We start from the raw sequence: 12,124 nt of genomic DNA, 5'->3' as shown, positions 1-12,124 counted from the left end.
TGCGGAAGCATAGAGAAGCGCGAGCGATCAAAACGCGCTGACGCCGATATGGTGGCCAGTTGCGCGCAAAGCGCTCATTGTAGTGACAATAGGACAGGCCGGCGGCTCCACGATACAAAAATTCGACATGGGGCGATTCGACACGGGGAGGCGATACGCCGGATCGGTGTGGCGACAAGGATAGAATGTGCGCATGGCTCATTTGTAGATGAACGAACGGTCGGCACTATGCGTGTTTTACTCGTCGAAGACGACTCGATGATCGCCGAAGGTGTGCGCAAGGCGCTGCGCGCGGACGGCTGGGCAGTGGATTGGGTCCAGGACGGCGCCGCGGCGATCCTGGCCGCTGACGGCGAGCCGTACGATCTGATGCTGCTCGACCTCGGATTGCCTCAGCGCGATGGCCTGGACGTGCTCAAGACGGTGCGTGCCAAAAAACATGTGTTCCCAGTGCTGATCGTGACCGCCCGTGATGCGGTGGCCGATCGCGTCAAGGGGCTCGACGCGGGCGCGGACGACTACCTGGTCAAGCCGTTCGATCTGGACGAGCTTGGCGCCCGCATGCGGGCCCTGGTGCGCCGCCAGGCCGGTCGGGCCGAGACAGTGATCCGACACCGCGGCTTGACGTTGGATCCGGCCGCGCGCGAGGTCACGCTCGAGGGTGTGCCCGTTGCATTGTCCGCGCGCGAGTATGGGTTGCTCGAGGCGCTGCTCGCGCGGCCTGGCGCGGTGCTCTCCAAGAGTCAGCTTGAGGAAAAGATCTATGGCTGGAACGAGGAGATTGGCAGCAATACGGTCGAAGTCTATATCCATTCGCTGCGCAAGAAGCTTGGCGCGGAACTGATCCGCACCGTGCGCGGGCTGGGCTACATGATGCCGAAGGCGTGACGCGGGCCGATGAATTCGATTCGCCGACAACTGCTGATCTCGCTGATTGCGGTGCTGCTGGCGGGCTTCGGCCTGGCAGGCTGGCTCACCTTTCGGCAGGCCCGGGCCGAAGCCAATGAGCTGTTTGACTTTCAATTGCAGCAAACTGCCGCGGCGTTGCCATCGGAGCCGTTCAGTTCCGCGTTCGGCGCGGGCGATCCGGAAAGCGGCGGTGTTGTGATCCAGATCTGGAGCCGCGAGGGCGTGCAACTGTACTATTCGCACCCGCGCGCGCCCCTCGCGCCGCGCGCCAGGCTGGGTTTTTCGACCGAACACACGTCCGGTGGCGACTGGCGGGTCTACAGCGCGGTGGTGGGCGACAATGTCGTGCAACTCGCTCAGCCGATGAGCGTGCGCAGCCGGCTGGCGGCGGAAGTGGCGCTGCGTACGCTGTGGCCTTCGCTGATGCTGTTGCCGCTGCTGGGCGTGGCCGTCTGGCTGGTCATCGGTCGCGGGCTGAAGCCATTGCGCCGCGTGGCGCTTGCGTTGGACACGCGGCAGCCGGACGCGCTCGACCCGTTGCCGGACCAGCGGCTGCCCAACGAGGTGCAGCCACTGGTGCGCGCGCTCAACGGATTGCTCGAGCGGCTGGCACATGCGCTGGATACGCAGCGCGCGTTTGTCGCCGATGCCGCGCATGAGTTACGCACGCCGCTGGCCGCGTTGCAGATCCAGGTGCAATTGCTGGAGCGTGCGCGGGACGACGCGGCGCGGCGCGAGGCGACGGCGGACCTGAAGCACGGGGTCGAGCGCGCGACGCGGCTGGTCGAGCAATTGCTGGCGCTCGCGCGTGCCGAGCCCGGCGCGGACTGCGCCAGCGCAGGGGCACCCGTGTCGTTGCGTGCAGTGGTCGAGGACAGCGTGCGCGCGTATACGACGCTTGCCGCGCAACGCGGCGTGGATCTGGGCATGGATGGGGCCGCGGACGCGACTGTGTTCGGCGACCCCGACGCGTTGCGCATGATGATCGGCAACTTGGTTGACAACGCGGTCAAGTACACGCCAAGGGGCGGGCGCGTCGACGTGTCGACCGATGTCGACGGCGCTGGCCGGCCGCGCGTGCAGATCGTTGACACCGGGCCCGGCATTCCGGCAGCGGAGCGCGCGCGCGTGTTCGATCGGTTCTATCGGATGCCGGCACGCGATGAGTCGCTCGCACAGATCTGCGGCAGCGGGTTGGGCCTGGCCATCGTGCGTGGGGTCGCGCAGCAGCACGGTGCGTCATTGCAGTTGGACGACGGGCCGGGCGGATGCGGATTGCGCGTCAGCGTTACCTTTACGCGGCACCCGGGTGGCACGCGCGAAGCCTCTCGGCCCCGATGTGACGGCCCATGAAAAACGCCGGTGTAACAAAGTTTACTGGCCGCGTGGTTCGCTGGAACCGTATGCCGTTGATCGGGTCGGTACAGTAGGGAAGGTCCGTGTGCGCGGCGCGCCGCGGATCCGCCGTCCTTAAACCAGCCAAGGAAAGGAGTGACACGATGAAAAACCGCCATCAAAGGGGGCTTGCCGTGCTGGCGGCCAGCTTGCTCGGCGTCACCGGCTTTGCCACGCGGGTCCACGCGCAGGACAGCAACGGCGTGCCGCCGGTCAGCACGCAGGGCGAGGTCAGCTATACGTCGGGCGGCATCGGGTTGGACGAGTCGCAGGCGTTGCGCCGCGAGATGCCACATTGGCCGCTCGCGTTGCGATTCACCGGCTCGCGCAACGAATACCTGGCCGACGTGCAGGTGACCATCACGCGGGCGGGCGGCCAGAGCGTGCTCGATACGATCTCGCAGGGTCCGTACATGCTGGTCAAGCTCGCGCCTGGACGCTACACGGTACGCGCGCAGTACGAGGACACGGCACAGACTAAGTCGATTAAGCTGGAACGCCACGCGACGCTTGTGTTCCGCTGGTCGCAGCTGTAAGCGCGGCGCGTTTCGCCGGCGCGACGCACGAGGTGCGGCAGCGTCATTTTGCCGAGAATAGGTGCCACGGCTGCGACTGTGTTGCCGTGGCTTTTTAACGGAGGTTCGGATGTATGCATCGTCAGACGAACACCCGATTACCATCGTCAGTAATCCGCACCGCGTTCGCGTCATCCAGCAAGGTGTCACTTATGCGGACACGCTGCACGCGCTGACGCTTCACGAGACCGGCCTGGCGCCGGTCCAATACCTGCCGCGCGCGGACGTGAACATGGCGCGGCTGACACGATCGGCGCATCGTACCCATTGCCCGCACAAGGGCGACGCAAGCTATTTTCATCTGAGAACCGAGGACGGCATCGTCGAGAACGCGGCGTGGAGCTACGAAGAACCGTTCGATGCGCTTGTCTCCATCGCTGGCTATATTGCGTTTTACCCGGATCGGGTCGATCAGATTGAACAGACATCGTGACGGCCACCGAACGCGACGCCTGCCGCGCCCAAGTGGCAGCTCGGTGCCGATGAGCCGGTCAGCGCCTCAAGCGGGGCGCGGTGAGCGTCGCCGGGCTGTGCAGCATCGCGAAACCACTGTCTGCGATACGCTCCGCTTCTTGTGCCAGCGCGATCGACGTATGGTCAAGCAACCAATCGCGCAGGATGCCGCCGAAGAACGCATGCAGCAACTGGGCGCCGCGCCGCGGATCCAACTCGGCGGACAATTGGCCCTTGGCCATCGCATTGCGCAGCCCGACCTCCAGCCGCGCGCGGCCATCGCGGGTCGCGTTACGGTGACGCTCCAGCACGGGGCCCATATCCTCAGTGTATTCGCATTTCGTGAACAGGATCTCGAAAACCCGCCGGCTGCGGGGATTTTGTGCGGCATCGCGCAAGCAGAACACGAATACGTCGCGTAGTCTGCCAAGCGGATCCTGTTCGCGCGAGTCGATGGTGGCCTCGACCAGTGTTTCCATTGGCAGCGTGACCCGATCGACCATCGCGGTGAACAGGTCGGCCTTATTTTTGAAGTGCCAGTAGATCGCGCCGCGCGTCAATCCAGCGGCCACGGCGACATGCGCGAGTGACGTGCGCGCCACACCTCGTTCAAAAAATACTATTTCGGCCGCGTCAAGAATGTGGTTGCGCGTCTCAAGCGCTGCTTCCTTGGTCCTTCTCATGGTCTCGTTGTTGCGCAAGCGCTGTTGCGCAAATTGCAGGGCCGGCACCAGCGGCCCGGATGAATTGCACACAATGTGGGGCGGTGTGCAATGAATGACTTTAGAAGTGTACGGTAATATACATTCAGCAATGAATGTATATACAATAGCACTCGTTGATCGTCAGGCCAACCGGCGTTTTCCTCACGGATTGCACGACACGCCGGGTACGGTTGCTGACCGGCGCGCGCGGATAAAGTGAAGCTCACCGCGTGCTCCCGCCGTATGCAACCTAGGCGGTGCATTTTGGTTCCGGGCGCCGCAGTATTTGCGCACGGCCTGTGATCAGGCGTCGGCAGACGCGCCCCGGCAGTTCTAGGCGCGGGGTCCTTCCAATTCTTAGCCACAGTCAGATACAGAGGTGCGTTCCATGCGCGTCGATTGGGTTCGAGTACGTTTTCTCCCCGCTACCGCGGCGGCCGCGGTAGCCGCAGCTTTCGTGCTTGCCGGGTGCGGCAAGAAGCCAGCCGCTCCACCGGCGCAAGTACCCGAAGTCGGCGTGGTGACGGTGGAGCCCAAGCCGGTGCCGGTGATTACCGATTTGCCCGGGCGCACCAGCGCGTACCTCGTTGCGCAGGTGCGCGCGCGCGTGGACGGCATCGTGCAGCGCCGCGAATTCACCGAGGGTAGCGAGGTCAAGACCGGCCAGCGGCTGTACAAGATCGACCCGGCGCCGTACGAGGCCGCGCTCGCCAGCGCGAAGGCGTCGCTCGCCAAGGCGCAAGCCAATCTCGCATCGACCCGTGCTCAGGCGGAGCGCTTCAAGGTGCTGGTCGCCTCGAACGCGATCAGCAAGCAGGACTACGACAATGCCGTGGCCGCCGAGCGGCAGGCCGAGGCGGATGTCGCGGCCGGCAAGGCGTCAGTGCAGACAGCTGCCATCAATCTGGGCTATACCGACGTGGTATCACCGATTAATGGCCGCATCGGTCTGTCCGTTGTCACGCCGGGCGCATACGTGCAGGCGAACCAGGCCACGCTGATGAGCACCGTGCAGCAACTCGATCCGATGTATGTCGATCTGACTCAATCAAGCGCGGATGGTTTGCGATTGCGGCGCGAGATCCAGCAGGGGCGCTTGCGCACCCAGGGCTCGAACAGCGCGAAAGTGCAGCTGATGCTTGAGGACGGCACGTTTTATCCGATCGAGGGCAAGCTGCAGTTTGCTGACGTGACGGTCGATCAGTCCACCGGCTCGGTCATCCTGCGGGCATTGTTTCCAAACCCGGATCGCGTGCTGCTGCCCGGTATGTTTGTGCGCGCGCGCATCGTCGAGGGGGTGAACGAGCGGGCAATTGTCGTGCCGCAGGTCGGTATCACGCGCGACCAGAAAGGCATGCCGACCGCGCTGGTGGTCGGCCCAGACAACAAGGTCGCGCTGCGCCAGTTGGTTACCAGCCGAACCCATGGCGCGAACTGGATTGTCGAGAGCGGCCTGAACCCGGGTGAACGCGTCATCGTGCAGGGCACCGAGAAAGTGCGCCCGGGGGCAACCGTCAAGCCGGTGCCCGCGCAACTGCCGCCCGAAATGACGGCGAGCCCGTCGCCCGGCGGGGCGCCGGCCGCATCTGGCGTGCAGCCCGCCGCGCCCCGCGGGGCCAGCCAGGCCGCCGCGAGTGCGCCGGCCGATGCAAGCGCCGCGCAATAATCCGAGGAGCATCGCTTCATGGCCAAATTCTTCATTGATCGTCCGATCTTTGCCTGGGTAATCGCGATCATCCTAATGCTGGCGGGCGTCGTGTCGATCTTCCAGTTGCCCGTCGCGCAGTATCCAACGATTGCGCCGCCGGCGATTCAGGTTAGCGCGAACTATCCGGGCGCATCCGCGAAAACGGTTGAGAATACCGTCACGCAGGTCATCGAGCAGCAAATGAGCGGGCTGGATCACTTGCTGTATCTGTCATCCACCAGCGACGACTCCGGGAGCGCGACGATCACGCTTACGTTCGCGCCGGGCACGGATCCGGACATTGCACAGGTCCAGGTGCAAAACAAGCTGCAGCTGGCTACGCCACTGCTGCCGCAAGTGGTGCAGCAACTCGGCACAAAGGTGACGAAGTCGAGCAGCAGTTTTTTGCTGGTCATGGCGTTCGTGTCGAAAGACGGCAGCATGTCGAAGTACGACCTCGCAAACTATGTTGCCTCGAAAGTGCAGGATCCGATCAGTCGGATCGATGGTGTTGGCACGGTCACGCTGTTCGGTTCGCAATATGCAATGCGCATCTGGCTCGATCCGACCAAGTTGACGAACTATAGCCTGACGCCGATCGACGTACAGCAGGCGTTGCTGACGCAAAACGTGCAGGTCGCCGGCGGCCAGCTTGGCGGCACGCCTGCGAAGCCCGGACAGATGTTGCAGGCAACCATCACGGAGGCCACGCTGCTGAATACGCCGGAGCAGTTCGGCAACATTTTATTAAAAGTGAACCCCGACGGTTCACGCGTGCGGTTGAAGGATGTCGCGCGCGTGGAGCTTGGGGGTGAAAACTATAATTTCGATACCAAGTACAACGGTCAGCCCACGGCGGGCTTTGGCATTCAGCTGGCCACTGGCGCGAACGCGCTGGCCACGGCCAAGGCGGTGCGCCAGAAGATCGACGAGCTGTCGAAGTACTTCCCGCAGGGGCTGGTCGTTGAGTACCCGTACGACACGACTCCATTCGTCAAGCTGTCGATCGAGGAAGTGGTCAAGACGCTGTTCGAGGGTATCGTGCTGGTGTTCCTGGTCATGTACCTGTTCCTGCAGAACCTGCGCGCGACTGTGATCCCGACGATCGCGGTGCCGGTGGTGCTGCTCGGCACGTTCGCGATCATGAACGCGGCGGGCTTCTCGATCAATGTGCTGTCGATGTTCGGCCTGGTGTTGGCGATCGGGTTGCTGGTAGACGATGCGATCGTGGTGGTGGAAAACGTCGAGCGGGTGATGGCCGAGGAGGGCCTATCGCCACGCGAGGCGACGCGCAAGGCAATGGGGCAGATCACCGGCGCGCTGATTGGCGTGGCGCTCGTACTGTCGGCCGTGTTCGTTCCGGTGGCACTGTCCGGTGGCTCGGTGGGCGCGATCTACCGGCAGTTCTCGCTGACCATCGTCTCCGCGATGGTGCTGTCGGTGCTGGTGGCGTTGATCCTGACGCCGGCGCTGTGCGCGACGATCCTCAAGCCGATTCCGGCCGGCCATCACGAGCAGAAGACCGGCTTTTTCGGCTGGTTCAACCGCACGTTCAACCGCAGCCGCGACAAGTACCACGACGGCGTGCAGCATGTGATCCGACGCTCCGGGCGCTGGCTGATCATCTACTTGGCCGTGATCGTCGCAGTGGGACTGCTGTTCATGCGGCTGCCGACCTCATTTCTGCCCGATGAGGACCAGGGCATGATGTTCGTGCTGGTGCAGGCGCCGTCCGGCTCCACGCAGGAGCGTACTGCCAAGGTGCTGCAGGACGTGCAGCACTACCTGCTGGAGGACGAGAAGGATATCGTCGAGTCGGTGTTCACCGTCAACGGCTTCAGCTTCGCGGGCCGCGGGCAGAACGCTGGGCTGGCCTTCGTTCGCATGAAGGACTACTCGCAGCGCCACGCGTCGGATCAGAGCGCACAGGCGCTGGTGCATCGCATGTTCGGTCACTTCGCGACGTACAAGGACGCGATGGTGATTCCGGTTAATCCGCCATCGATTCCGGAACTCGGTACCGCATCGGGTTTTGACTTCGAGTTGCAGGACCGCGGTGGCCTGGGTCACGACAAGCTGATGGCCGCACGCAACCAGTTGCTCGGCATGGCCGCGAATGACCCGATGCTAGCGTTGGTGCGCCCGAACGGGCTGAACGACACACCGCAGTTCAAGATCAACATTGACCGGGAGAAGGCGCAGGCGCTGGGCGTGTCGCCGTCCGCGATCGACCAGACGTTCTCGATCGCATGGGCATCGCAGTACGTCAACAACTTCCTCGATACCGATGGCCGGATCAAGAAAGTGTATCTGCAGTCGGACGCGCCGTTCCGGATGAATCCGGAGGACTTGGCAAACTGGTACGTGCGCAGCGCGTCGGGCACGATGGTGCCGTTCACGTCAATCTCCACGGGTCACTGGACCTTCGGCTCGCCGAAGTTGGAGCGCTACAACGGCATCTCGGCAGTCGAGATCCAGGGCCAGGCCGCACCGGGCAAGTCCACCGGCCAGGCGATGGCGGCGATGGAGGCGATTGCCGCGAAGCTGCCCGCCGGCATCGGCTTCGAATGGACCGGCTTGTCGTTCCAGGAGCGCCAGTCGGGGTCGCAGGCGCCGATCCTGTACGGGATCTCGATCCTCGTCGTGTTCCTGTGCCTGGCGGCGCTGTATGAAAGCTGGTCGATCCCGTTCGCCGTGATCCTGGTCGTGCCGCTCGGGGTGATCGGCGCCCTGTTGGCGGTGACGTTGCGCGGGCTGGAAAACGATGTGTTCTTTCAGGTGGGCCTGTTGACCACGGTGGGCTTGTCGGCGAAGAACGCGATCTTGATTGTCGAATTCGCCCGCGAGCTGCAGCAGAAGGAGGGCATGAGCGCGATGGCCGCAGCGATGGAAGCGGCGCGTCTGCGGTTGCGTCCGATCCTGATGACCTCGCTAGCGTTCATCCTCGGCGTGTTTCCACTCGCGGTGAGCAGCGGCGCAGGTTCGGGCAGCCAGCACGCGATCGGCACGGGCGTGATCGGCGGGATGCTGACTGCAACGTTCCTGGCGATTTTCATGATCCCCATGTTCTATGTCGTGATCCGCGATCGTTTTGGCTCGGACAACAAGCAGGCGGGTGAGCCGACGCCGTCACGCATCGAAGGTAACGGCTCGAACCAGCAAGGGCATTGATATGAAACCGATGAGCAAGCTTCCGATCTGCGTGGCCGTTGCCGCGCTGGTATCGGCGTGCACATTCCAGCCGAAGTACGAGCGCCCAGCGCCGCCTGTTGCATCGACGTTTGCGCAGAGCGGCGTCTATGCGACGCAGCCGCGTGTGGCGCCCGGCCAGCAGGGCGCCAACGGCGTGGCCGCCGCTGATATCGGCTGGCGCGAGTTCTTCAACGATCCGCGCTTGCAGCGACTGATCGAGTTGTCGTTGAATAACAACCGGGATCTCGCGGTCGCGGTCTTGAAGGTGCAGCAGGCCGCCGCGCAGTATCGCGTCACCCGCGCGGACCTGTTTCCGACACTGGACGCGGTGGGCCGCGAGACCAAGACGCGTACGCCGAGGAATTTGTCGTTTCTTGACCGCACGATCAGCAACCAGTATTCGGTTGGCTTGTCGGCGTCATGGCAGATCGACTTCTGGGGCCGCGTGCGCAGCCTGAAGGATCAGGCGCTCGCGCAGTATCTGGCGACTGCCCAGGCGCGCAAGGCCGCCGAGATCCTGCTGGTGTCGCAGGTTGCCGACCAATACCTGGCGGTGTTGGCCGCGGACGAGCAACTCGCGCTCACGCAGCGCACGCTCGATACTGCGAGCGCGTCGTATCACCTAGCGAAGCTGCAGTTCGACACCGGTATTGGCTCCGAGCTTGACTTGCACCAGTCGCAGGGGATTGTCGAGCAGGCGCGTGCCAACCTGCAGGCGCAGCAGCGCGTACGCGCGCAGGCCGAGAATGCCCTCGTGCTGCTGGTTGGCCAGCCGCTGCCGGAAGACCTGCCGGCCGGCCTGCCGCTGCATGCGCAGAGCCTGCTCGCCGATATTCCGGCCGGCCTGCCGTCAGAGCTGCTCACGCGCCGTCCGGATGTGATGGAGGCCGAGCAGAGGTTGCTAGCGGCCAACGCGAATATCGGTGCTGCGCGTGCCGCGTTTTTTCCGAATATCTCGTTGACCGGCAACTTCGGTACGCTATCGCCGACGTTGGACGGGTTGTTCAAGCCGGGATCGGCTGCCTGGGGCTTCACGCCGAAGATCGACTTGCCGATTTTTGAGGGCGGGTTGAACGTCGCGAATCTGCAATTGGCCGACGTCGGCAAGAAAATTGCGATCGCGCAGTACGAAAAGGCGATCCAAACTGCATTCCGCGAGGTGGCCGATGGCCTGGCCGCGCGCGGCACGTATGATCAGCAGATCCAGTCATTGGACCGCTATGTAGCCTCGCAGCAACGGCGGCTCGAGCTGTCCGAATTGCGTTATCGCAATGGCGTTGACAGCTATCTGAATGTGCTGACTGCACAAACCGACCTTTACGGCGCGCAGCAGTCGCTGATCTCGGCGCGGTTGAACCGGCTGACAAATCTCGTCGACCTGTATCAATACTTGGGCGGCGGCTGGCTGCAGCACACCGGCGATACCCCGCGGCCGGCTGACGCGCCGGCGTCGCTGGGTGCGGCGAGCGCGCCCGTGGCAGCGTCGGCGAGCGCTGGCTAAGTGCGATGCGCGGTCCGGTGCGGCGATTCGCACCGGACCGCCCGGTCGTAACGAGAGGTACCATCACGCTAGACTGTACCGGCTTCGTTGGAGTAATCCGGTCGCATTCAGTTATTCAGTTGTATCCTGGTCATGCCGAACCGTACCGGGATGCACGATGCGGGTGCGCGCCTTTGCGATGCGACTGCGTGCGGTCATGGCCGCGCGCGGTGGCGCGTATTTGCTTCGAAGGAGATGTCATAGATGAGCGCCGGCCTGGACCACCGCAAACGCTGGCTCGCGTTGGCGGTACTCTGTCTTGGCGTGCTGATGATCGTGCTCGATACGACGATCGTCAACGTCGCCCTGCCGTCTATCCGTGCCGATCTTGGTTTCACGGAAACCACCCTGGTGTGGGTCGTCAACGCCTACATGCTGACCTTTGGCGGTTTCTTGCTGCTAGGCGGACGGCTCGGCGACCTGTACGGTCACCGTCGTGTATTCCTGGCCGGCATCGCATTCTTCACCGTCGCGTCGCTCGCGTGCGGGTTGTCGACGACGCAGCACGCGCTGGTCGCCGCGCGCGCGGTGCAAGGTCTGGGCGGGGCGGTGGTGTCCGCGGTGTCGCTGTCGCTGATCATGAACCTGTTCACCGAAGCGGGCGAGCGCGCCCGCGCGATGGGAGTGTACGGTTTTGTATGCGCCGGCGGTGGCAGCATTGGCGTGCTGCTTGGTGGCCTCCTAACAAGCGCGTTGAACTGGCACTGGATTTTCCTGGTCAATCTGCCGATCGGCATCGCGGTCTATGGGCTGTGCGCGGCATGGCTGCCATCGCGCCGTGCTGAGGCGCCGCCGGCACGCATGGACATCGGTGGCGCGATCACGGTGACCGCGTCGTTGATGTTGGCCGTCTACGCGATAGTGAACGGCAACCAGGCCGGTTGGTTCTCGCCCACGACGCTCGGATTGATCGCATTGGCCGTTGCGCTGCTCATCGGCTTCATTGTCATCGAGGCGCGGGTGCGCGCGCCGCTGATGCCACTCGGGTTGTTCCGCCTGCGCAACGTTGCAGTCGCGAACTTGGTTGCCATGTTGTGGGCCGCAGCCATGTTCGCTTGGTTCTTCATCTCCGCGCTGTACATGCAGCGCGTGCTCGGCTACAACCCGCTCCAGGTGGGGCTCGCGTTCCTACCGGGGAATCTGATCATGGCGTTTTTTTCGCTGGGGTTGTCAGCCCGGCTGATCATGCGCTTCGGAATCCGCCGTCCGCTCGGCGTCGGCTTGCTGGCTGCGGCGCTCGGATTAGCGCTGTTTGCGCGCGCGCCGCTGGACGGCGGCTTCCTGCTGAACGTGCTGCCCGGCATGGCGCTATTGGGCGTGGGCGCGGGCATTGCGTTCAATCCGTTGCTGTTGGCCGCGATGAGCGAGGTGGATCCATCCGAATCGGGGCTCGCGTCCGGTGTGGTCAATACGGCGTTCATGATGGGGGGCGCGCTGGGACTGGCCGTGCTGGCCAGCGTCGCGGCGGCACGCACCGACGCGCTGACCGCGTCCGGCACCGTGGCGCAGGCTGCGCTCAACGCCGGGTATCACGCCGCATTTGGCATCGGTGCACTATTTGCGTTGCTGGCCGGCGTGCTCGGCTCCACACTGCTGCGCGTCAAGTCGCCCGCGCCCGATGCCCATGCGGCGCTGACCGATTGATCGCGGCCCGGTGGACATGATGCTG

Annotated in this window: 9 protein-coding genes; 8 read left to right on the top strand and 1 reads right to left on the bottom strand. The window is 64.0% G+C overall.

Annotated features, from left to right (window positions below; translation table 11 throughout):
• Positions 1-228: 228 nt before the first annotated feature.
• The 4 genes from KPG66_RS10555 (at position 229) to KPG66_RS10540 (ending at position 3,312) form a co-directional block, all read left to right on the top strand.
• Complete coding sequence (locus KPG66_RS10555) at positions 229-888, top strand: response regulator (protein WP_237070851.1); 660 nt, start codon at positions 229-231, stop codon at positions 886-888.
• Between the two features lie 9 nt (positions 889-897).
• Complete coding sequence (locus KPG66_RS10550) at positions 898-2,262, top strand: ATP-binding protein (RefSeq protein ID WP_237070850.1); 1,365 nt, start codon at positions 898-900, stop codon at positions 2,260-2,262.
• A 146-nt stretch (positions 2,263-2,408) separates the two neighbouring features.
• Entirely contained in the window at positions 2,409-2,840 is a 432-nt protein-coding gene (locus KPG66_RS10545) for a carboxypeptidase-like regulatory domain-containing protein (RefSeq protein ID WP_237070849.1), read from the top strand.
• A 109-nt stretch (positions 2,841-2,949) separates the two neighbouring features.
• Entirely contained in the window at positions 2,950-3,312 is a 363-nt protein-coding gene (locus KPG66_RS10540; protein WP_041753805.1) for a DUF427 domain-containing protein, read from the top strand.
• A gap of 58 nt (positions 3,313-3,370) precedes the next feature.
• On the opposite strand, the gene KPG66_RS10535 is transcribed toward KPG66_RS10540, so the two are convergent.
• Positions 3,371-4,015, bottom strand: coding sequence for a TetR family transcriptional regulator (locus KPG66_RS10535; RefSeq protein WP_041754455.1), 645 nt, complete (start codon positions 4,013-4,015; stop codon positions 3,371-3,373).
• A 409-nt stretch (positions 4,016-4,424) separates the two neighbouring features.
• Here KPG66_RS10535 and KPG66_RS10530 point away from each other — a divergent pair, with 409 nt between their 5' ends.
• The 4 genes from KPG66_RS10530 to KPG66_RS10515 all read left to right on the top strand — a co-directional run bounded on the left by KPG66_RS10530 (position 4,425) and on the right by KPG66_RS10515 (position 12,099).
• Entirely contained in the window at positions 4,425-5,702 is a 1,278-nt protein-coding gene (locus KPG66_RS10530; protein WP_237070848.1) for an efflux RND transporter periplasmic adaptor subunit, read from the top strand.
• Between the two features lie 18 nt (positions 5,703-5,720).
• Complete coding sequence (locus tag KPG66_RS10525; RefSeq protein WP_237070847.1) at positions 5,721-8,894, top strand: efflux RND transporter permease subunit; 3,174 nt, start codon at positions 5,721-5,723, stop codon at positions 8,892-8,894.
• Between the two features lies 1 nt (position 8,895).
• The gene (locus tag KPG66_RS10520; protein WP_442929427.1) at positions 8,896-10,416 is read left to right on the top strand and encodes an efflux transporter outer membrane subunit; all 1,521 of its coding nucleotides are present in this window, start codon (positions 8,896-8,898) and stop codon (positions 10,414-10,416) included.
• Between the two features lie 243 nt (positions 10,417-10,659).
• On the top strand, positions 10,660-12,099 hold the full coding sequence (locus KPG66_RS10515) for a DHA2 family efflux MFS transporter permease subunit (RefSeq protein ID WP_237070846.1): 1,440 nt from the start codon (positions 10,660-10,662) through the stop codon (positions 12,097-12,099).
• Positions 12,100-12,124 lie beyond the last annotated feature (25 nt).

The organism is Mycetohabitans sp. B2 (genome assembly GCF_021733735.1).
GTDB lineage: Bacteria > Pseudomonadota > Gammaproteobacteria > Burkholderiales > Burkholderiaceae > Mycetohabitans > Mycetohabitans rhizoxinica.
Note: the sequence above shows the minus strand (reverse complement) of the source record. Positions and strands in the feature narration are given on the sequence as shown.

What these genes read in the sequence shown, in the direction of transcription:
- KPG66_RS10555 (WP_237070851.1), top strand. Translation starts at nt 229, where the DNA reads ATGCGTGTTTTACTCGTCGAAGACGACTCGATGATCGCCGAAGGTGTG.
- KPG66_RS10550 (WP_237070850.1), top strand. Translation starts at nt 898, where the DNA reads ATGAATTCGATTCGCCGACAACTGCTGATCTCGCTGATTGCGGTGCTG.
- KPG66_RS10545 (WP_237070849.1), top strand. Translation starts at nt 2,409, where the DNA reads ATGAAAAACCGCCATCAAAGGGGGCTTGCCGTGCTGGCGGCCAGCTTG.
- KPG66_RS10540 (WP_041753805.1), top strand. Translation starts at nt 2,950, where the DNA reads ATGTATGCATCGTCAGACGAACACCCGATTACCATCGTCAGTAATCCG.
- KPG66_RS10535 (WP_041754455.1), bottom strand. Translation starts at nt 4,015, where the DNA reads ATGAGAAGGACCAAGGAAGCAGCGCTTGAGACGCGCAACCACATTCTT.
- KPG66_RS10530 (WP_237070848.1), top strand. Translation starts at nt 4,425, where the DNA reads ATGCGCGTCGATTGGGTTCGAGTACGTTTTCTCCCCGCTACCGCGGCG.
- KPG66_RS10525 (WP_237070847.1), top strand. Translation starts at nt 5,721, where the DNA reads ATGGCCAAATTCTTCATTGATCGTCCGATCTTTGCCTGGGTAATCGCG.
- KPG66_RS10520 (WP_442929427.1), top strand. Translation starts at nt 8,896, where the DNA reads ATGAAACCGATGAGCAAGCTTCCGATCTGCGTGGCCGTTGCCGCGCTG.
- KPG66_RS10515 (WP_237070846.1), top strand. Translation starts at nt 10,660, where the DNA reads ATGAGCGCCGGCCTGGACCACCGCAAACGCTGGCTCGCGTTGGCGGTA.